General features: G+C 33.4%; 21 protein-coding genes and 1 pseudogene. 18 read left to right on the top strand and 4 right to left on the bottom strand.

Annotated features, from left to right (window positions below):
* Positions 1 to 193, top strand: a pseudogene (locus CP355_RS10540) (IS5/IS1182 family transposase); the annotation flags it as partial.
* On the opposite strand, the gene CP355_RS06720 reads toward CP355_RS10540, so the two are convergent.
* Positions 177 to 1418 (bottom strand): hypothetical protein, encoded by a 1242-nt coding sequence (locus tag CP355_RS06720; RefSeq protein ID WP_056940261.1) that lies wholly within the window; start codon positions 1416 to 1418, stop codon positions 177 to 179. The pseudogene CP355_RS10540 and the gene CP355_RS06720 sit on opposite strands and share 17 nt — an antisense overlap.
* A 90-nt stretch (positions 1419 to 1508) precedes the next feature.
* Here CP355_RS06720 and CP355_RS06715 point away from each other — a divergent pair, with 90 nt between their 5' ends.
* The 7 genes from CP355_RS06715 (at position 1509) to CP355_RS06685 (ending at position 8776) form a co-directional block, all read left to right on the top strand.
* On the top strand, positions 1509 to 4055 hold the full coding sequence (locus CP355_RS06715) for a sigma 54-interacting transcriptional regulator (RefSeq protein ID WP_098044183.1): 2547 nt from the start codon (positions 1509 to 1511) through the stop codon (positions 4053 to 4055).
* 135 nt (positions 4056 to 4190) lie between these two features.
* Entirely contained in the window at positions 4191 to 5324 is a 1134-nt protein-coding gene (gene nagA / locus CP355_RS06710; protein ID WP_098044182.1) for an N-acetylglucosamine-6-phosphate deacetylase, read from the top strand.
* A 15-nt stretch (positions 5325 to 5339) separates the two neighbouring features.
* Complete coding sequence (locus CP355_RS06705; RefSeq protein WP_098044181.1) at positions 5340 to 5765, top strand: PTS sugar transporter subunit IIA; 426 nt, start codon at positions 5340 to 5342, stop codon at positions 5763 to 5765.
* A 25-nt stretch (positions 5766 to 5790) separates the two neighbouring features.
* The gene (locus CP355_RS06700) at positions 5791 to 6282 is read left to right on the top strand and encodes a PTS sugar transporter subunit IIB (protein ID WP_098044180.1); all 492 of its coding nucleotides are present in this window, start codon (positions 5791 to 5793) and stop codon (positions 6280 to 6282) included.
* A 22-nt stretch (positions 6283 to 6304) separates the two neighbouring features.
* Positions 6305 to 7120, top strand: coding sequence for a PTS sugar transporter subunit IIC (locus tag CP355_RS06695; RefSeq protein ID WP_056940256.1), 816 nt, complete (start codon positions 6305 to 6307; stop codon positions 7118 to 7120).
* A complete protein-coding gene (locus CP355_RS06690) occupies positions 7117 to 7965 on the top strand; it encodes a PTS system mannose/fructose/sorbose family transporter subunit IID (RefSeq protein WP_056940255.1) in 849 nt (282 codons plus the stop codon). Before CP355_RS06695 ends, CP355_RS06690 begins: the two co-directional genes overlap by 4 nt.
* 22 nt (positions 7966 to 7987) lie before the next feature.
* Positions 7988 to 8776 carry a ChbG/HpnK family deacetylase gene (locus CP355_RS06685; protein ID WP_098044179.1) on the top strand — a complete coding sequence of 263 codons (789 nt, stop codon included), beginning with the start codon at positions 7988 to 7990 and terminating at the stop codon, positions 8774 to 8776.
* A gap of 725 nt (positions 8777 to 9501) precedes the next feature.
* On the opposite strand, the gene CP355_RS06675 is transcribed toward CP355_RS06685, so the two are convergent.
* A complete protein-coding gene (locus CP355_RS06675; RefSeq protein WP_089143612.1) occupies positions 9502 to 9729 on the bottom strand; it encodes a hypothetical protein in 228 nt (75 codons plus the stop codon).
* Complete coding sequence (locus tag CP355_RS06670) at positions 9698 to 11449, bottom strand: transposase (protein ID WP_089143613.1); 1752 nt, start codon at positions 11447 to 11449, stop codon at positions 9698 to 9700. The genes CP355_RS06675 and CP355_RS06670 overlap by 32 nt, the downstream gene beginning before the upstream one ends.
* 463 nt (positions 11450 to 11912) lie before the next feature.
* Here CP355_RS06670 and CP355_RS06665 point away from each other — a divergent pair, with 463 nt between their 5' ends.
* The 6 genes from CP355_RS06665 to galU all read left to right on the top strand — a co-directional run bounded on the left by CP355_RS06665 (position 11913) and on the right by galU (position 18521).
* Positions 11913 to 13025, top strand: a complete 1113-nt coding sequence (locus CP355_RS06665; RefSeq protein ID WP_087176312.1) for a hypothetical protein — start codon at positions 11913 to 11915, stop codon at positions 13023 to 13025.
* Positions 12970 to 13329, top strand: a complete 360-nt coding sequence (locus CP355_RS06660) for a hypothetical protein (protein WP_098044177.1) — start codon at positions 12970 to 12972, stop codon at positions 13327 to 13329. The genes CP355_RS06665 and CP355_RS06660 overlap by 56 nt, the downstream gene beginning before the upstream one ends.
* A 1-nt stretch (position 13330) precedes the next feature.
* Positions 13331 to 14047, top strand: a complete 717-nt coding sequence (locus CP355_RS06655; protein WP_087176314.1) for a restriction endonuclease — start codon at positions 13331 to 13333, stop codon at positions 14045 to 14047.
* A gap of 144 nt (positions 14048 to 14191) precedes the next feature.
* Positions 14192 to 14422, top strand: a complete 231-nt coding sequence (locus CP355_RS06650; RefSeq protein WP_098044176.1) for a hypothetical protein — start codon at positions 14192 to 14194, stop codon at positions 14420 to 14422.
* Between the two features lie 386 nt (positions 14423 to 14808).
* The gene (locus CP355_RS06645; protein WP_098044175.1) at positions 14809 to 17457 is read left to right on the top strand and encodes a P-loop NTPase fold protein; all 2649 of its coding nucleotides are present in this window, start codon (positions 14809 to 14811) and stop codon (positions 17455 to 17457) included.
* A 179-nt stretch (positions 17458 to 17636) separates the two neighbouring features.
* A complete protein-coding gene (gene galU / locus CP355_RS06640) occupies positions 17637 to 18521 on the top strand; it encodes a UTP--glucose-1-phosphate uridylyltransferase GalU (protein WP_098044184.1) in 885 nt (294 codons plus the stop codon).
* A gap of 130 nt (positions 18522 to 18651) precedes the next feature.
* On the opposite strand, the gene CP355_RS06635 is transcribed toward galU, so the two are convergent.
* The gene (locus tag CP355_RS06635) at positions 18652 to 19584 is read right to left on the bottom strand and encodes an Abi family protein (protein WP_158227540.1); all 933 of its coding nucleotides are present in this window, start codon (positions 19582 to 19584) and stop codon (positions 18652 to 18654) included.
* A 357-nt stretch (positions 19585 to 19941) separates the two neighbouring features.
* On the opposite strand from CP355_RS06635, the gene CP355_RS06630 reads away from it, so the two are divergent.
* From CP355_RS06630 to CP355_RS06620, 4 genes are all read left to right on the top strand, one after another.
* Positions 19942 to 20412: a hypothetical protein gene (locus CP355_RS06630; protein ID WP_233186996.1), complete on the top strand. Its 471-nt coding sequence runs from the start codon at positions 19942 to 19944 to the stop codon at positions 20410 to 20412.
* Between the two features lie 70 nt (positions 20413 to 20482).
* A complete protein-coding gene (locus CP355_RS06625) occupies positions 20483 to 20680 on the top strand; it encodes a hypothetical protein (protein WP_098044172.1) in 198 nt (65 codons plus the stop codon).
* Between the two features lie 20 nt (positions 20681 to 20700).
* Entirely contained in the window at positions 20701 to 20838 is a 138-nt protein-coding gene (locus CP355_RS10285) for a hypothetical protein (protein ID WP_155830898.1), read from the top strand.
* A gap of 81 nt (positions 20839 to 20919) precedes the next feature.
* Positions 20920 to 21879, top strand: coding sequence for a hypothetical protein (locus CP355_RS06620; protein WP_098044171.1), 960 nt, complete (start codon positions 20920 to 20922; stop codon positions 21877 to 21879).
* Positions 21880 to 21918 lie beyond the last annotated feature (39 nt).

The raw sequence follows: 21918 nt of genomic DNA, 5'->3' as shown, positions 1-21918 counted from the left end.
GAATTTAAGCAAATATTGGAACAGAAGATGGTCAAAAGACCAATTTTCTTTGTTCAAAAATAAAAATAGACAGAAAAAGACGGTCAAGCAACTCAAATTAAGAGTTGGATTGATCGTCTTTCAGTATCTAAGGGTTAGTTTTTTCCCAGACACCTTTAATTTATTTAGAAAAATTATTATTGTATCCGTTTGAACTGATTAGGAATCGATAATTTTTTACGATATTTTGCTACTGTTCGTCTAGAAATATCTATTTTTTGCGTTTTAAGTTTATTGACTATTTTTTGATCTGATAAAGGGTGTGTTTTATCTTCTGATTCTATGATTTCACTAATAGAATTTAATATACTTCCTTGCGACAAATTGTTTACTGATCGTGAACTAAAAAGTCTTGAAAGCGGAAAAACACCAAATTCACATTGAAAATATTTATCTTTAGTTGTTCTACTTATTGTAGAAATATTAAACTTTGTTTCATTTGCAACTTCTTGCTTTGTTAAAGTATTCAATTTTTTACCATTAGTTTTAAAAAATTGAGCTTGTTTTTTAGCAATTACGTTAGAAATTAATAATAAAGTTTCTTCTCGTCTATGATAGCTTCTTTCTAAGGATTTGGCTTTATGACGCTGTGACGAGATAAATTTTGCCATTTCTGAGTCATTGGTACTCATTTGAGGAGCATCAAATTCAAATTCAAGCTGATTTTCATTAATTAAACTAACTTGAATCTGGTTACTATTTGTTAATGAGATATATACTTCTGGAATTATAAAGGCAGAAGGTTCATTATCATCTAAATCAATAGAAGGCTTTAACTTTTGAATGAAACTTAATATATGTTTTAATTCAATATTTGAAATATGAGTATTTTTCGTGATTCGTTGGAAATTTCTGTTAGCAATATCTTCAAGATAATTGTTAATAACAAATAAAGTATGAGCTGGAACATTATTAGCATCTTCAATCTGAAGTGTTAAAAACTCTTTTACATTTCTAGCACCGATTCCAGCAGGCCCATTCTTCTGAATATCTTTTAGAGCTATATTTAATAAAGATGGAGGATATTGATTTTGTTCTAATAGTTGCTTGTAATCTGATATAAACCCATGCTCGTTAAGATTCTGGATAAGATAAATAATTGCATCTAGTAAAAGCGGATTTTTTATTTGAAGACTAAACTCGTTAATTAATTTTGTTTTATTTAAATTATTTGATGATTGATTTGGAATCCAATCTAATGTTTGTTCATTGTTAAATTCTTTATTTTTGACGGTTAGATAAGGAATTTCATCGGATGCTTTACTTAATTGGGAAACTAAATTGCCAAAGGATGTGCTTAAGATGCTTAAATCTTTGATCTGATTTTCGTTTATACTTTGTTTCTGAGTAATAGAGATTCTCTGTTTTTGTTTAGCCATAAGTCTCACCTACTTCTATAATAATTATAGGCACTAATTTTAAAATGCAGTGTTTAATTTGCTTAGATAGTGTTTAAAAAGGATACATTTATGGCTGCTATTGATAATTTATATGAAGTACTAAAATCAAATGTTGATCAAGAATTAAATACGGAGGAAATTGCCCGAAAAGTCGGCTTAAGTAGAAGTGTAGTAAGCGGATACTTGGCTCAACTCTATAAAAAGAATTTAGTTACTAAAACTACAGGAAGACCTGTATATTGGAAAGCATTAAAGCCAAGAACACCTTTTTCAGATTTGATTGGTTATGATGATAGTTTGAAATTAAATATCGAAAAAGCGATGCAATCCATTGTATATCCTCCCAATGGCTTTCCCGTTATTATTACGGGTCCAAGTGGTGTAGGGAAGAGCTTCTTAGCTAAGAAAATTTATGAAGAAGCAGTTTTTTTAGGAAAGATAGATAAAGATAGCCCTTTTGTTACTCTCAACACAGCTGATTATGCAAACAATACGGATTTATTGTCGTCTGTATTGTTTGGCTATAAAAAAGGGGCCTTTACTGGAGCCGAAAAGGATATGCCTGGGTTATTAGATAAGGCAAATAATGGCTATCTATTCTTAGATGAAGTTCATCGCCTTTCTAAAACGAATCAAGAAAAACTTTTTTCAGTTTTTGATAATGGTACATTTTATCCACTAGGTGAAGTGAATAAACCACATCACGTTAATATTAGATTGATTTTTGCCACGACAGAAGATATTTCAAATTACTTATTGAAAACTTTTTTACGTCGTATTCCAATGAGAATTGAACTTTCTAGTTATAAAGAGCGTCCATTATATGAACGAATTCAGATTGTACTACATTGTCTTCAAACGGAAGCTCAAAAATCAAATGTTACTTATCTGATTAGTCCAAATAAAATAAGTGAAATTGCTAATCAGGATTATCCTGGAAATATTGGTCAAGTTGCTAATAATATTAAAATGCTTTGTTCTAAGGGATTTACAGAAAATGAAAATAAAAAGGAAATACCGCTAGAAAAATATTTATCAATTGAAAAAGCAATTAAAGTAGATAAAAATTTTGGTATTAATAATTTTAATATTATTAGTGCAAGTGTTTTTGATGAATTAGAACATGCACAGGATAAATTGATTGAAGCTTTGAAGCAAGGAAAAACAATAGATGATTGTCAATTAATTGATTTCAATTACTTGCGAAAAATTAAGGATTTCTCTGATTCTGCAGTAAATAAGGTCTTGGTTCCGCATTTGAAAAATACTATAAATAAGACACTTAAAGAAACCTATGGTGTTAATTTAAGTCTTAATGAAAATATTATTTTTCAATTAAGTTTTGCTTTTAGTTTAGGTAAATTTCAAACAAAACCATTTAAGAATACTGATAAGTTCTTACGCTTAATCAAACACAAATATCCTCGTTCTTTTTATTTGTATACTAAGTTCTTAGAGAAGATAACTCCTAAGCCAACTGATAGTGACTATCTTTGGTTTTTTATAATGTTTGCAAACGTAGCTAAAAAAATTGAAGAAGTAGAATATTCGTGTATCTTATTAGCTCATGGAACATCAACTGCAAATAGTATTCAAAAAGTTGTCAATAATTTAGTTAATAATTATATCTTTGAAGCCTTCGATATGCCAATTGATGCATCAGTTAATGATATCAACAAAAAAGTTAAGGAATATTTGGAGAAACAAAATGCTCATGATAAGGGCATTCTATTGATCTTTGATATGGGTTCTCTTAATCAGATGTTCACTAAGATAAAGAAATCTTCAAACAAACAGTTATTGGTTATTAACAATTTAACGACATCTATTGCTTTAGATATTGCAATGCGAGTGGAAAGAAAAGAGCAATTTAATGAAATAGCAGAAAAAGCTGAAAAATATGGACGATATATGGGGGTTCAATATTATGAAGGGCTATCTAATAAACGCAATATAATCGTTTCTTGCCTATCAGGTATTGGCTTATCAAGTGCAATTAAAAAAATTATTCAAACTACATTGTCGACTAATAGGCAAATTATTACTATGAATTATCGAAAACTGAGAACAATAGTTGATAATAATAATGAGTCCTTCTTTAAAAATACTGATTTAATAGTTACAACAACAAATTTTAAAACAAAATTGTCGTTGCCAATTATCAATATTTATAATGTTTTAGATAAAGTTGGTTTTAATCAATTAAAATCTGATTTACTTGAAATGGGGGAAGATTCAAAAAATGTTGATAATCTGATGGAAAAGTTTTTGGAATTCTTAACTATTGAAGGCATTAAAGGAAGACTCCAATTTTTGAATCCAAATATTGTTATTAATGAAGTACAAAGTGTAGTACAAAAATATCAAGATTACTACAACGTTGGATTCTCAGGTAAATTAAAACTGAATTTATATATGCACTTATCATTAATGATCGAAAGAGTTTTATTAAATCAGGGTCAGGGACAAAGAACAGATTTTAAGATCAATGATAAACAAAGAGAGTTTTATTCAGTTTCTAAAACCATTTTTAAACCAATTGAAATGAAATATAATATAGACATTACCGAATTTGAAATTTCATTGTTATATGAATTATTAGCAGATTTTATTTAAATAAGAGACTCTTTTAGTGTTTAACAAAAAGTTAAACACTATTTTTTTGTTTCAAATAAATATTGGTATATGGGGATTGGCACACTTTTTGCTTATATATGTGTGAAAGTTGAAAAAACTTGAAGGGAGCAAAAAATGATTGTCTTAAAACATGCTCATATTTATACGGGCGAGAATGAATTTAAAGACGGTTTCATTAGGTTTGATAACAGAATAAAAGATATTGGACCGATGGATGAATTTACACCAGAAATTGATGATGACATTAAAGATATAGCTGGAGCAATAATTGTTCCAGGATTTATCGATGTTCACTGTCATGGTGGCTATAACTATGATGTATGGAATGCTAAACCTCAAGAAATTATTAAATTGGCAAATTTATTAGCAAGTAATGAAGGTGTTACTTCTTGGTTTCCAACAACGATCACACAGAGTTCTAAAAATATTGAACAAGCGATGGTTAATATTAGAAAAGCCCATGACAAAACAAAAATCATTCAAGGAATTCACTTGGAAGGGCCATATATTTCAAGAAAATTTAAAGGAGCTCAACCGGAGCAATACATTAGAGATCCAGATATTAATGAATTTAAGCGTTGGATTGATGCATCGGGTAAATTAGTAAAACTAATTACCATTGCTCCAGAGCTTTCAGGTGCGAGAGAATTTGAAGATTTTTGTATTTTGAATAATATTGTTCCTTCCGGTGGTCATAGTGATGCAACACGTGAAGAAATGAAAAAATCACATGTTGCTCATATTACCCATTTATACAATGCACAACGAGGAATGAGACACAGAGAACCTGGAGTTGCCGGACATGCATTGCTTGAAGAAAATATTAATACGGAAATAATTGCTGATGGATTTCATGTATGGCCAGATATGATTAAGTTGGCTTATGAACTAAAGGGGCCGCATCATATGGAATTAGTTACTGATGCTATGAGGGCAAAAGGAATGCCTGAAGGAAAATATGATTTAGGTGGACAAACAGTAACTGTTCAAAATGGTCAAGCAAGAATTCCTGCCGGAAATCTTGCAGGATCTGTTTTGAAATTTAACCAAGCTTTTATTAACATCATTAAATTTACTGGATGTTCAGTTAATGATGCAGTTCAGATGGCTTCAGTAAACCAAGCACAAGAATTTGGGCTGGAATCTAAAGGAACACTTGAAATTGGTAAAGATGCAGATATGAATATTCTCGATGGTCAATTGAATCTACTTAATACTTATTCATATGGTCAAAAAATGAAGAAATAAAGAGAAAGTGAGACTATGAAAAAATATTTGATTGCTAGTCATGGAAAATTGGCAGATGGTTTAAAGAGTTCTATTAAGATTTTAACTGGAAAAACAAATATTCAAACTATCGATGCCTACCTAGATGGCTCAGACAACAAAAGCAACCTAGATGAAAATTTAGATAAGTTTTTGGATAGTCTGAACAACGATGATTATGGAATCATTTTTACAGACCTATTAGGTGGAAGTGTAAATCGTGAAGTGATGATGAAAGTAAATGGTGAGTCTAATGTAGTAGTTATCACTTCGGTAAATCTACCAACAGTTATGTCAGTAATTCTTGATACAGAAGAACCAACTGAGGAACATTTTCAAAAACTAATTGATCAATCTCAAGTTCAAATTTCAAAGATGCCTAAGAAAGAAAATGTAATTAGTGATGATGATTTCTTATCATAGCTAAATGTCAAAGGAGGAAAATACAATGATTAAGATGTTGAGAGTTGACGAAAGATTAATTCACGGGCAAGTAGCTGTTGTCTGGTCAAAGGCATTAAGTATAACTCATATCATTGTTGCAAATGATGATGTTGTTAATAATGACTTGCAGGTCACTTCGATGAAAATGGCTGTACCAGATAACATTAAATTTATTGCTAGAAGTGTAAAAGACAGTATCAAAATTTTGAATAATCCTAAAGCTCAAGCTCTGTCAATGATGGTTGTTGTTCGTAACTTTAAAGATGCCGAAGAAATTGCTAAAAATGTTTTAGGAATTGAACAAATTAATGTAGGCAATTATGGCTTGCTGCCAGTTAACCAACATGGCAAACCACAAAAAAAGATTGATGCAACTGTAGAAGTTGATGAAGATGATATGAAGTATATCAAGGAGATTGCTCAATTAGATATTCCATTTGATTCACAATTAACACCTGATTCTCCAAAGAAGAACTTTAAGAAAATCTATGAATAACAGAATGGAGATGTAAGTAATTATGTTAGAAAAAGCGTTGATAGTAGCGATTGCATACTACTTAATTTATTACATTAATCAAAGTATTGGTTTGTGGCAGTTTAATAGACCAATTATCGTTGGACCAATTATAGGATTACTCTTAGGTGATTTGAGAACGGGAATTATTCTTGGTGGTACATTTGAATCGGTATTCTTAGGTGTTATTGCTGTTGGTGGTGCTATTCCTGCTGATGCTTTGGTTGGATCTACAATCGGTACAGCCACAGCTATTTTAACGGGAGCTTCAAATGCAAAAGCTTTGGCGATTGCTGTTCCTGTTGCTGCATTAGCCATTATTACTTTGCAGATTACTTATAGCTATATGGCTTTGTTCCTTCCAAAACTTGATAATTATGCTAAGAAAGGCGACGAAAAAGGTATCACCAGATGGCATATCGGCATGGGTTTTATGACCCCTGCATTAAACACAATTGCTATTTTCTTTGCACTTTACCTTGGTACAGATGCAATTAAGGAATTCTTAGCTGTATTGCCTAAATTTGTTTCTCAAGGATTCATTGCCGCGGGGAAGATGCTACCAGCTGTAGGTTTTGCGATGCTTCTTAATATGTTATTTAAGAAGAAGTACTTTATTTGGTTCTTTGTTGGCTTTGCATTAGTTGTTTACTTGAAATTACCAAACTTAGCTGTTGCTCTGTTTGCCACCGCCATTGCATTTTTGATGTATGATGTTGCTTCAAAATCAATTAGCAAAAATGTTGAAGATACAAGTCAAAGTGGTAAAACATCAAAATCAGAGTCTAAAGAGCAAGAAGAGGAGGACTTCTTATCATGAGTGAGAATGAAACATTAGTTAAGAAAAATAAAAAGTCTGCATTATCACAAGACGACAAGCATATGCTGAAGAGCATGTTCTGGAGATCATGGTTACTCTTTAGTTCATTCACAATGGTTAAAATGCAGGGTTATGGATTTGAATGGTCAATGTTTCCTGCAATCAATAGATTCTATAAGGGTCGTAAAGAAGAACGAAGAAAAGCTATTGTAAGACACTCAAGTTTCTTTAATTGTACTTATGAAACAGCTCCATTTATTATGGGATTATCTGCAGCTATGGAAAAAGAAAACGCAAATAATCCAGACTTTGACCCTGAATCTATTAATGCTTTGAAAGCTTCTCTGATGGGTCCACTTTCAGGAATTGGTGACTCTATTTTCTGGGGAACTTTAAGATTAATTGCTGCTGGTATTGCGATTCCACTTGCAATGCAAGGAAATATTTTAGCCCCATTCCTGTTTCTTTTAATTTATGAAGTTCCATCTATTATTACACGTTGGCAGATGTTAAAGATTGGTTATACTTCAGGCGAAAAATTTATTACTAAATCATCAAAATCAGGTTTAATTAGTAAGATTACAGATTTAGCTACTGTTATCGGGATGATGATGATTGGCGCAATGACGGCAAGTTCTGTAACAATCAGTACTCCTCTCAAATGGGCTATGAAAGGTGCAACTTTGAATGTACAAAAGATCTTGGATGGCATTATGCCAGGTCTTCTTCCCTTAGTTGTAACCTTAGTTGTATTTGCCTTGATTAGAAAGAGAGTAAAGGCTATTTGGTTGCTGTTTGGTGTAATCGCTGTAGGTATTTTAGGTGCATTGATTGGTATCTTTTAAAGAGAGGAAGAGTGTGTAACATATGACGAAGAAGGTAATAATTAATGCTGACGATTTTGGCATGTCAGAAGCTTATAATTATGGTGTAATAAAAGCTTTAAGAGATGGTGTTGCATCTTCAACAACAATTATGATTAATCAGCCAGCTGCTGAACATGCGGTGTCATTGCTTAAAGAAGTGCCAGGAACTTATGTGGGTTTGCATGTTAATTTAACTACAGGAAGTCCTGTTTCAGATCCTGATAAAATTCCATCATTAGTCAAGCCAAATGGTGAATATATTGGTTCAAAAGACTTCAAGACGCATAAGAAACAATTTGTTTATAAAGACTGCTACATTGAGACTAAAGCACAAGTTGAAAGATTTAGAGAGTTATTTGGATATTACCCAACTCATATTGAACCTCACTCAGCAATGGATGATCAATCGAATAAAGCATTGATTGATGTCGCAAAAGAATACGATCTTCACTATGACGTGGAATATAAAGGAGAATTTGTTCAACCTTCAGCTGATAAATATCTTCAAGTTGAAGAAAAATTGACACCGAAAGTTGGCGAAATTATTAATAGAGGTGCAAGACCTGAAGACTTTTTCAACGATAGTTATGATTTGTTGAAAGACCAAGATGACGGTTTAGTAACTGCTTTACACTTCCACCCAGGCTTTGTAGACGCTTATGTTCTTGACCATTCGACTTTAACTTTACCAAGAACTCGTGATTTACAATGTTTGTGTTCTGAAAGTTTGAAAGGCTGGTTGAAAGATCATAATTTTGAAACCATTAATTATGGTGATTTAAAGAAATAAAGCTTAAAAATATATTCCTTCCCCCCTCTCTTTATGAACGAAATTTGAATAATAAGTAACTTAAATAAATAGTGTGTTTTGAACTGAAACCTAAAAATGATATAGTTTACAACACAGGATTAATAGAGGCTTAATTTCGATATTCTTGCGGAGTTAAGCCTTTTAATCTGCTCTCTTTATCAATTAGTTTTGGCCGAATATATCAAGGCTAATAAGGATACTCTTGATGAAATACAAGCGAAAATTAAAGATACGGTATTACGCAACGCTATTGTGTGGAGTAATACTTCACCTCAAGATGTACCAAATGCTATGAAGCTGAATAACTTCACGCTGCATCCCATAGTAATGCTGCCAGATCTGTAGGACGCTGGCGGCGAAAATTATGTATAATAGGATATAAGGAATCAGCGCTAATGACGTTGGTCAACAAGGCTTCGAGCTAAGTTGATTCAGGTTTTAAGCATCATGCACTTATGTGTGTGATGCTTTTCTCATTTTTATAGGAAGTTAGAGCAAGAGAGGATAGTAAAGATTGAGCGCCAATGAAAAATTCTAGCCTTGTTGATGTGAGGCTAGAATTTTTATGTTGGTATGTGATGTGGGGATAACTAAATTGTACTTCAGGGTTGTAATGCGAGGATTGAATATGATTAATGCTAATTTCCCAGGATTTTACAACTCAAACCATACGGCTGACAGATTTTCTGCCAGCCGTATTTCTTTTATGCATGACTTTCCAGAAACGCGAGGATCTCAGCTTTGGTTCGGGTACTTTTATCAATAGCTTTTAGTAATTCCTCCTGCTCCCGGTGCTTCTTGAGTTCATAGAGAGCATCAAGCTTCCGTGACGCTTTATCGCAGCGCTCTTTAAGGCGCTGGAGTTGTTCTTCTGTTTGGGAGATCTCGGCTTCAATTGTCTTAATACTCTTCGTTCTCGGCATCTTCGTCATCGTCTTTCTGTTCTTCTGGCATTGCGGCGTTCTGAATGTCTTTTCCAATCAGTCTTGCCTGCGCCTTGATCCATTCTTCGTCCAGTCCAAAGGCGCCTAGTATTACTTTCTGGGTAGCCGTGACTGCGTGATCGAGCTTATAGTTGCCATTCGGCTGGCGTATCAGCTCAATCTTTTCGAGCTCTTTCAATGCCGAAGGTACGCTCAGGTAGTTAGGCTTGCCCGGCATTTCGGCTTTGCGCTTTCTCAAAAGCGTGTAGATTCTTGCACGGATTATCAAAGCGATGAATTGAATGAAGATCTTGGCTTCGGCTGCTTGACTGCTTGCGACTCTGAATGAGCGATTGCCAAGGAAGGTCTTATCACTGCCAAACAGCTTCTCTGAGATATCGCGGCTCTTGTAAAGGTTCAAGGCTTCAGAGGCTGTCATCTTTTCGGAGGTCACGATCGCGAAATAGCCGCACAGCTGCAGCTCTCGCTCGATTACATCTTCCCGTTCCTTGTAGCCATAGAACTTGTCTTTGTGGTAGGTGAGCTTGAAGTAGTGCTCGTATCGCTTTGGAAGCTTGTATTCTCTGCCTTTTATCTTGTCCATCTCGGCTTCCATTCTGTCCAGATCAGCTTCCAGTCTAGCCCGCTCGCTAGCCTGCTTCTTGGCCTTGTAGTAGATGTGGAAATAGCGGTCAGTGTCGTCATCCGCGTACAGCTTGGCTTTAACCGTCATGCCATAAGTCCGGTAAGCCTTGATGGAGCAGGCTCTCTTTGATTCGAATTCGCCCATGTGCTCCATGATCAAGCCGTGTACAAAGGAGGCCCTGCCTTTAACCATCATCACGAAATCATAGTCGCACGAGTCCATGAATTGGATGTTAGCCTTACTGAAGTATCCACGATCAAGGATGAAACCTATCTTCTTATAGCCGTAGCCGCGAATCTTCTCCAGCATGTATTTCAGCTGCGAGACATCCACGATACTGCCCGGGTAGCTCTCGTAAAGCAGGGGCTTCTCATTGGTCATATCGTAAGCAATCGAGTAGTTAATGATTGGCGCGCCAACGTCATTCTTAGGGTGACCGTATTCCGCCATCTCAATATCTCCAGCCTTGCAGTTCTTGTTGGTGGAGTCATAGGAAACGTAGATTTTCTCGTTCTTGTCGTGGGTGGCGTTCCAGCTGTTCAAGAAGTCGACCCTGTCATTGTCATCGATCTCGCGAATGAAGCGCGAGATTGTAGAGTCACTGTAGATCTTGTTCTGTGGCGTCATCAATGGATGGTTGTAGGCATAATCCGGGAAGTGCTGAGCCACGTTGCTTTCTGCGATAACTGAGTACGCGGCCAGGTCAAGGAGCAGTCCTTTCCCCCGATCATCCCAGCGCTTCAAGTGTTCAGCGAGCTTGTAGTCTTCAATAATTCGTCTGACTACGGAGAAGGCACCAATTCGGATACAGCTGCTTCTGGATTCATTGACCGGTTCAGCCGCCGTTCCTTCGGCGGGAATCTCAACATCAGGGAAGAATTTTTCGAAGTTGGGGTTAGGGAACATCATTCCCGGATGATCAGGGTCAGCTTTCCCAATGGTCGTTCTTCTGGCGACGTTGTATTTCTTCTCGGGAAGGTACTCTCTAGCATAAGTGTATTCGATGTAGGTAGTCTTACCCCGTTTATTTCTGGAAATTTTACCAGTATTCTTAGGAATATTAACCAGGCAGTTGTAGTACATGATGGCCTCCTTTGTTGAGTATGATATCATACTCAAATTATAACATAGAAAAGCACATCAATGCAAGCAAAGATGTGCTAAAAATACAGTATTTTTGCGGGTTTAGGGCACTTTCTCAGAGGACTTGAGTTTGATTGCTCTGGGAAGTTAGCAATTAATAAAGAGAATGATGGTACATTATATCCTTATGATGATCTAGAGGAAGCTAAGACCAACATGGGATAGATTAATAAGATACTTGATGATAAAAGAGCAATCAATATAGCAATATTTGCGCCTTATGATATGAGAAAAGCAGTTTCTTATTGACTAAAAAGGATTTAATCAATACTAGTAGATAATATTAAAATTTAAAGTATGCGGATAAATTAATATTTAATTTTTATGCGTATCAAACTGATGTTTCTGGTAAAATTGAATTATAAATGAGCTTTATAGCTATATCTAGAAAAGGTGATGTGATATGAATAAGGCTATTGATCAATCAACGTTTTTAGAATTTTATCGTAATTCTGTAATGAATTATTCAGTAGCAATGAAAACAGCAATACGTCAAAGGCTTCAGGATGAGAAAAAAATAACTTTTGATCAGCAAACTTCTTTAACTGATACAGACGATTTTCCAGTATATTTTCCTAGTAAAAAAGATGTAGATCTAATCATTAAAGATACAACAGTTAATCCTAAATTCTCTAACTTTTATGAAAATTGGGAATTTATAAAACTATATAAATATTCTGTACCACTTTTCTTTGAAAGTAATAAAAAAATATCTGATTTATTAAATAAACTAGGGTTAAAAGAATTTAATGAAAGAGACTATAGGTCTTCCAGAATATTACCTATAGAGTTAAAAACGGCAGAGCCAATTTATAAACATGAGGCGGGTAAGTATATTATTAAATTTGTACTTCAAAAATCGTATTTTGATAGAGAAGCACAGAATTCAGTTGACTACAGATATCCGATAGTAGTTTATATGGATGAAAAAAGACATATTTTAGAAATTAGATATGATTCTCTCAAATATGGTAGCACTCAAACAGGAAATAGTTATGAAGATATTGTAGTTCAATGTATTCAATGGCTAAAAAATAAATTAGGTATTGAATTGTTTAATTGCGATCATACTGATACTATAAATAAGTTGAAGGATGAAAATGATAATACTGTAAAAATTTATAAACAAATGATGGTATTAAGTTCGGGAGGAGCAGCTGAGTTAACGGCTGCACAAGGCCGTGATTATTTATTACCGTTTATTGGTGAATTACGTGAATTAATAAATGAAAATAAAGATTTATTTGATAAAGACCCAGATATCAAACAATTATTAGAACAGTATTTAGACGATAAGGAAGAAACAGCAGATTATCCTTATATTTATGTTAGTTGGGAACAACCTGTAGCATCACAAAATTATATTGTAAAAATAACATTCGATTATTTACAATATAGGTATACAACGCTACAGCATTTAACAGGAACTTGTAAAGATTTAGGAATGGAGCGTATGAATAATGCAATTGAATATCTTTGCAAAAGTGGCTCCTTTACTAAAGGAGCAAAAATTTGATATTGATGTTGATAAATTTATAAAATTTATGGGACATTATCATCCTGAAGATTGGGTATATCCTAGTGCAATTCATCGAAATTTAAAAATTGATATAAGGACAGTATATGAAATATTAGGATTATTGGATTCTAAAAAATATGTAGAATCGTATTTGCAAATAGATTGTCCAAACTGTCAAAAATTTACGGGTTTTACTTATAGAAGTATTGGTGATATTCCACAAGTATTAAGTTGCACAAATTGCGACTTTGAAATTGTTGATCCATTAAAACATGCTGTTTTGATTTATAAGGTATTATAATATGGAAAATGATGATTTTCAGTATTTGAATGATGTAGCCAATAGTTTGAATAGTAGAGGGCTAAACATAGATGATATTGCCAAATTTATGAAAATTAAAACTTCTTCTTTTCTAGTTCCATCGCAACAGGCTTTAAAACATTTTAAGCAACTTTTTGATCAATTAATGACAAATGAGTATGATCAAAAAGAAAAGGGAAAACTTTTAGAAGATTTGGTTTCAGCTCTATTTGTAGATGGATACCCTAATATTTTTGAGGTAAGACGAAATTGTAAAACAAGTAGTAACGAAATTGATATACAAGTTAATTGGTCAAAAGAAGCTCAAAGACTTAAGCTAATGCCTATCATGTCTTCTGATAATACGTCTTTTCTGTGTGAGTGTAAAAATTATGAGAATAAAGCTGATGTTACAAATGTCGGTAAGTTTTATTCACTAATGTGTTATACTAAAACAATTTTGGGGCTTTTCATATCCTGGAATGGTGTAACAGGAAAGGATAATTCTTGGAAAGACTCAATTGGTCTTATTAAGAAATTAGCATTGGGAGATGAAAAATATATTATTGTTTTATCTAAGTTAGATCTCCAAAGGATTCGTGACGAAAAGACTAATATATTTGAATTAATTGAAGATAAATATAATGCCTTAAAGAATGATATAGACTATAAAACGTACATTAAAAAGCATGAGATAGAAATTCAGAAAAAATGGTGAAATAAATAATTTGAATTCCTAGATCTGATCGAGGCAAATACTGTCCTTGTATTAAATATAGATTTCTTTAAAGATTTTAAGAAGGAATTTGTTAAAGCAAATATCGCTGATTCATACTGGGAAGATGCCAATAATTTATCATTCATGAAGCATACTAATGCATTCGTAGCACAGCTCATTGCTCTTTATCAATTAGCTTTGGCCGAATACATCAAGGTTAATAAGGATACTCTTGATGAAATACAAGGCCAAATGAAAGATACGGTATTGCGCAATGCCATTGCTTGGAGTAACGCTTTGCCTCAAGATGCACCAAATGCGGTAAAGCAGAATAGCTCCACGCTGCATCCCGTAGTAACGCTGCCAGATCTGTAGGACGCTGGAGGCGGGCGGCAAAATTATGTATAATAAGATATAAGGAATCAGCGCTAATGACGTTGGTCAACAAGGCTTCGAGCTAAGTTGATTCAGTTTTTAAGCATCATGCACTTATGTGTGTGATGCTTTTCTCGTTTTTATAGGAAGTTAGAGCAAGAGAAGATAGTCAAGATTGAGCGGTAATGAAAAATTCTAGTCTTGTTGATGTGGGGCTAGAATTTTTTGTCTTGCCATGAATCACATAATGTTTATTGGTATAATTTATATGTTTAAGTCGTAGATAGTGTAGGTGGCTCCAGCAATCTCCTTGATTGAGGTTGGTGGGGCTTTTTGTGATGTGGGTGTATTCCAAATTAAAATTAACGTGAGTAGAAAAGAAAAATATGAGTATTAAGTATATAAAGTGTATTACAAATTACTTTAAAGTTGCATTTTTTAAGATTCAGCCGATTACGGTCTCAGCTATATTAATATTTCTAAGTTCATATGTAAGTGGTAATGGATGGATAAATAAATGGCCCCGTGAGACAATACCTGACTTTCCATATTTTGGTATATTAAGCATTGTTTTGACTATTATAGTTTTGCTTTTTTGGATTGTTTCTACACGCTTATTTTCTTTAATGAAATTTTCCATAGTAAATGAAGTAGATACATTTTTAACCTCTTTATTTATTATTTCTGCTACGGATATCTGGATTTTTAGTTTTTCAAATAATCAAGCTGGGTCAATTATGATGGCAATTACGCTTTTGACGGGTAGTATAATTTGTTGTCGAATTAAAAAAATTTATAATACATCGATTTCAAATGAAATATTTGAATCTAATAAATTATCAAGTTCTTTAGTTGATTTGCGTGATTTATACAATAAAAGTAATGTTACACAAAACGAACATGGTGAAATTTTGGTGGATGAGAGAGAAGTAGATTATGATCTGTTCAATAGAAGCAATATTGTTAAACAATTAGCAGAAGCTATGCAACATCCAACTAGTAAACATTCATATGTTATAGGATTAACAGGTATATGGGGATCAGGAAAATCCACAATTCTTAACTTAGCTAAGAAAAAAATAAGCAAAGATACAAACTCTGTTGATTTATCACATACTAATAAATCTGATTTTGATCTATGGTTATTTGAATCTAAAGAAGAAATAATTAAAGGGATGTATAATTATTTCTTAACAGGATTAGGTATACAATATCGTTCTGCCTTAACTAATAAATTAATTACTAATGCTGCAAAATTACTTGCAGGGGTTTCAATAAATGGAATCGAGACATTATTTTTAGATCCTAATACATATCAAGATGTTTTCAAGTTGAAGGAAAAGTTAACTAATTATGTAAAGAGTATGAATAAACATTATATTATGTGTATTGAAAATCTAGATAGAGCTGATAATGAACAAGTAATTTTGATTTTAAAACTTATTAATTCGGTCTTCGACATACCTAATGTTACTTATGTTCTTCTTTATGATAATGAGAGACTAAATAAAGTATTGAAAAATACCGAAAGTTCAAATGTTTCATTTGCTGAGAAGGTAATAAATCAAGAGATTCAAATGCCAATTAGCATTGATTTGGACATTTGTAATACATGTCTGAACAATTTAAGAGATAGCTATGGAATGAACAATAGCTTTCAAGTAAGAGGAGAAGCTAAAGACTTTCAGAAAGTTCAAGAAAATATTGTATCGAATATCACAACCATACGAGATTTAAAAAGAATAATTAATTCAGTTTATACGATTTTAGCAAATAGGGATACACTGCGTTTATATTTACCGGACGTAATTGCTATCCAATATATCCACTTCAAAAATCCTGAATTATATGAAAAAATCAAAAATCACAAAAAACTATTAACTTGGACTCAATCTCTTTATTTAGGTAATTATAATAATTTGACTGCCAAAGATAAAAAATATGTTGAAGATCTTATTTCTAATTATCAACAATACGCAGATATGCTAGAAGTAATGTTTCCTGTTATAACTTATGTGACTCGAAATACCATTGAAGAATCATGTTATGGAAATTACAGTTCAAAAAGAGCAGCAATAAATTCAGAAATGTTCTTTGAGTGTTACTTTAATTTGGCAGAAAATGATAATACTGTTGAGAATAGTAAAGTAAAAAAGTTCATTGCCGAAGTCAATCAGATAGGAGAACAAAAAGACAATAATATAAAAGATGATATAAATAAAACCTGGGTAGCATTTAATAATTCGATCAATAAAGATAAAAAAGAGTCAACAATCTCGAGATTATCAATGTTTACTGAAAGAGATGATATTCCATCTTCACAAATACGAAAAGTGCTTTCTAAGGTGATTTTTGAATATACTATTAATAATCGCCAATATGATGATTTTTATTGGAAAGATTTAATATTTATTGTTTCCAATCTTATTAAAGAAGTTAACGAAGAAGATTTCAGTGATTTTTGGGTAAGTGAATTATCTAATAGATATGATTTATTAGATATTGTAAATGAAATTAATGGCTATATAAGTAAAAGTATAGGTGGCTTATCAGGGGATTTAATGAGAAACGAGAATACGATAGCTCAATTTCAATTACAGATGTATAAAGATATTATTGCTAAATCAGTGAATATCTTTGATGGAAATGGCTTTTCTCAAAATGTGTCGCAACTTTATAATTTAATACTCAATAATAAATTGTATCCTAAAAAGGTTAATGCTTATTTGAGTAAAACAGTTACTTCAAAAAACATCTTTCGCTTTTTTGGATGTTTAATAACTAATGAAATAGGCATTAAATCGATGTATTATAAGATATCTTCTGGAAAGCTAGATAAGCTCGAAGATAAATTGAACTGTATTCCGGATTTAATTGACATTTGTAGAAAAACTACTCCTAAAAATGAATCGCAGAGAATGGTACAGAAGGTAGTCAATGAGTATGTTGCATATAAAGCCGAACTGTTAAAAAATAAAGATGCGAAGATTAATAGAGTGGAAGCAGATAGACAAATCGATTATCGTAAACTGTAATTCGATATATAGTAAAATATAAAAAGATCAATCCCCTTGCTTTAATGGATACGTCCTATCGCAAGGGTTTTTATTTTTTACAAATAAACCAATATCCCTAACATGTGCAAATATGACTTTAATAAAAAGCTATATTTTTAGTATTATTAAGGTGAAGGTGTATTATGGGGGAATTAAACATGAAGATAAGAAAAGCAATTGTTCCTGCTGCAGGGCTCGGAACCCGATTTTTGCCTGCGACTAAGGCTTTGCCTAAAGAAATGCTACCAATTGTTGATAAACCAACAATTCAATTCATCGTCGAAGAAGCAAAGGCTGCAGGGATTGAAGATATTTTGATCGTAACCGGCAAGAACAAGCGAGCAATTGAGAACCATTTTGACTCAAATCCAGAACTTGAACAAGACTTGGAAGCAACCGGCAAGACGCAGTTATTGAAGTTGACGCAAGACATCACTAACTTGGGGATCAACTTGTACTACACTCGTCAGCCGCATCCCGCCGGCTTAGGCGATGCCATCTACCGCGCACGCAGCTTCGTCGGTGAAGAACCTTTTGTCGTTATGCTCGGCGACGATCTGATGAAGGATAAGGTAACGTTGACTAAGCAGCTGATCGATGAGTACGACAAGACGCACGCCTCAACGATTGCCGTGATGAAGGTGCCACACAAGGAAGTATCCAAGTATGGTGTGATTGATCCTGAAGGCATGCTGGATAAGGATCTTTACAACGTTAAGAAGTTCGTCGAAAAGCCTGCCGTAGATAAGGCGCCAAGTGACTTCGCCATCATCGGTCGATATTTGCTTACACCTGAGATTTTTGACATTCTTGAAAAGCAAAAGCCAGGTCGCGGCGGCGAGATTCAATTGACCGACGCCATCGATACTTTGAACCAGACGCAACGCGTATTTGCCCACGTGTACAAGGGCCAACGCTTCGATGTCGGCAACAAGGAAGGCTACCTCGAAACCTCAATCCAATATGGCTTGCGCCATCCCGAAACACATGATGCCTTGAAGAAGTATATTATTGAGCTCGCGCATGAGTTGGAGAAGAAGTAATATAGTGAAAAAATTAACACCAGCTGTTGGGGCTGGTGTTTTTTTATGGGAAAATATTGATCCTATTTGATTAGTTATGTACGTAATATGCTGAATTATCTGTTTATTGTGGAAGTGGGGCTCTTAACTGCTAATCTTGGGGGAAACCCATTTTTTGAAAAATATCATTTATGGTGATGGTATTTAGTTTATTGCTTAAGTTCTTAAATCTCTTTTTAAGAGTATTATTGAGAATACCAAATTCAGTTTTACTTAGAAAACATTGCATGATAATGAAGGTGTTATAGAAGTCTTTACGAGTATCATTAACTTGAATAGAGTATTGATCGTGTAAATATGAAAAATATTTTGCATCTGCATGACAAGCAAACTCAATTATTCTTTTATTATGTGCGCATACATTTCGTATTTCTAAAATATTCTTCATGAAATTAAGCATTATAGCAGGGGTGAATGTCTGACCGGGATTGGTACCATTATTATTTTCGGAGAAAAATGGAGTAAGATCGGCTGCTATTTTATTAAGAATTGCGTCTGGTAATTCTCTTATAAAATGATATAACCCTCCAAAATCCAAGTGATCTATGATCACCCAGATTGGAATATCATGATATTCAGATACATAGTGATAAATAGGACTAGTATGATCGGTGATGTTTATTTTTAGGATATTCGAAAATTTATTAATGGTTCTACATGCATCACTTAGTTTTTGTTGGTTATATGAGGATGGATTTAAAAATGCATATGTTTGGTCACTATACTGTTCTGCAAAGTGATAAGCAGTAATTGATTTTAAATGATGTTCAATTTGAAGAGCAGCATTAAATACACTTTTCTTTATTTCTTCTTCAAGAAAGTATAGGTTACTGATCTCATTGAAAGATGCACCGGTAATATAATGATCTGTAGTATCTTGAAAGTATTTACCATAGCCATTAATAATGTTGTAATAATTATTAGTTAGTAGGTATCGTTTAGCTTTTTCAACGTTGGGAATTGTTAATCCGCGTTCTTGTAAAAGTAAGATCTGTTCATCTAAAGTTTTAAATTGTTTTTGCAAGAAAAAAACCTCTATTCTCATCATGAATAGGAGGTTTTTATTCCGCAGTGGTCTCCTCAGAGATACCACAACTCTTAACTATCTCCTATTCTAACATCTTCGTTAAAGAATTCAATAATAAGAAATATTTTATCTTAATTAGTATGGAAATAATACCTAAAATAGTGTTTTGACCAAAAAATAAAACTAAGTAACGTGCAAAAAATTAGTACCGATCGCTGGAGTCGGCGTTTTTCTGCATGGATGGAAATTTTCATGTTTTTGCAAGCTTGATCGGGTTTATACTAAAAATGAAGAGTAATAAGGAGAAAAATATGAAGATAAAAAAGAATTTTAGCTTTTTTAGCAGGGATATTGTTGGCTGTTTCAGCAATTTGGGTAACTAATCAACCTGAGCAAGTAAGCACATCTGTTTTTCAAAAGACTACAGTGCCTAAGAAGTTCCGCGGCACTTGGTATAGATATTGGGGTAATGGGAAAGTTAAGCCCTTCAAGATCACGCGTACCGAAATTAATTTAGATGGTTGTGCTGATGGCAAGGGAGGAGTCTATAAATATACTAAACGGGCATTTAATGCCGAAGGCAGTTTAGATTATTTTAGTTCGCACCTGTTAATTAAGACTAAGGGAAATAGAATGTGGATATGTGTCCCACACGACCAAACATCAGCCGCGTATGTTACTAATAACCGTAAAACTCTCTATGTAGATGTGGATACTTGGGTAGATACGTATTATAAGAGCAAATCTGCAGCTAAAAGAAACCACAAAGCCGACAGAAACATGAGCAGAAGAGATAAGCTTTCTAAGTTGGTCTGGGGTAATTAGTTGAGAAGAAATCTTAAGCACTCATTTTGATTGATGGGTGCTTTTTGTTTTAAAAAGCGAGGAATTGATTATGAATACTCTCGAATACAAAGGCTATAAAGGTACGATTGAAACAGAAGACGATACTTTATTTGGTCATGTTTTAGGCTTGAAGAATGCAATTATTTCTTACGAGGGAAAGAATATTGATGAGTTAAGAGATGATTTTCAGAATGGAATAGATGATTATCTGGAGAATTGTCGTTTAAATGGTGAAAGACGCGGATAAAAATTAGAGAAGAGATAATTATGTCAGAATCTACAATTTTAGAAGCTTTGAAAGTCTATCGCAAATATATTAATGGCGATGAAAGTCATGTGGAAGTTGCACATGTCCCTGTAAATTTGACTAATTTTGATAAAAAGTATGGGGAAACAGAAAAGTAGCAAGTATAAATGTTATTAACAAAAGTGCTGTTTTGTTAATGATAAAGTGTACTTTAAGAGGGCATTATTAACAAAACTGGGTTGTATTACTTTAATAATCATACACAAAAAGAAGTGGTGCCCCATCATGTATCTTCAAAAGCAAAAACTAGTGTAGCTAATTTGTCAATTCGCGAAGCTGCAGGGTTAACAATTGTATATGCTCATTTAAAGTATGAAGATAATCAAAATTGGACTAACGTTTATGAACAAGCGAATAATGGTGATCTTGAAGTTGATCATTATCCTGAATATAGTTTTGACAATTATACACTTACACCAGATGAAGAACAGGCATTGTATATTGTAAATAAAGAAGCTGCAATTATCTTTACTAATCAAGACCATCCTAGTCAAGGAGCCGTAATTTTAAATGATAACACACGTCAATTGGCTAAAGTAAATGTAAGTAAAGTTTATCAATATGTAAAAAAGCATGGAGGATTAGCAAAGGCTAAGAAAATTAGTCAGAAGATGAACCTTGAAAAGCGGATGGCGCAAAATAATATTAAACAAAATAGTTCATCAAGTTCTTCAGCTCAATCTTCTAGTTCTAATCGAATTGTTAAAAAGAAGGATAATAATGGTGAAATAGAAGTAACCTCTATTTCACCTGCATTACAAGGAACATGGTATGCTGCTGGGTTGTTCACAGAAAAATTAAATAGTAAGGTCCAAATTAGTTCTAATGCAATTAATGGAAAAACAATTTATAAATTAAATAAGCGTCCAAATAGTGAAAAAGAATTAAAAGCATTTGGTGAGAAATATCACGGGAAATCTATTGCTGTTGAAAATAAAAGTGACAGTATTTCGATTGTACTAGCTGAAAGTTTAGAAGTGGATGCATGGGGTTATAATTTAACTACACTTGATGGAGTACCCTGTTTGGTAGGAGCATCAGGTGCTATTGGTGGAGTTTACTTTAAGACACCTGCTCAAGCAGAGCACTTTACACAAAAATATAAAGATAATGAAGAAAAGGCAAACAAAACATACTAATCTAGTGTTGGATGATTACTCGACGGAGTAGTCGTTCAA

It is taken from the genome of Lactobacillus sp. UMNPBX4 (assembly GCF_002554115.1).
In the GTDB taxonomy this organism is placed as follows: Bacteria; Bacillota; Bacilli; order Lactobacillales; family Lactobacillaceae; genus Lactobacillus; species Lactobacillus gallinarum.
The sequence above is the reverse complement of the archived record's forward strand: the minus strand, read 5'-3'. Positions and strand labels throughout refer to the sequence as shown.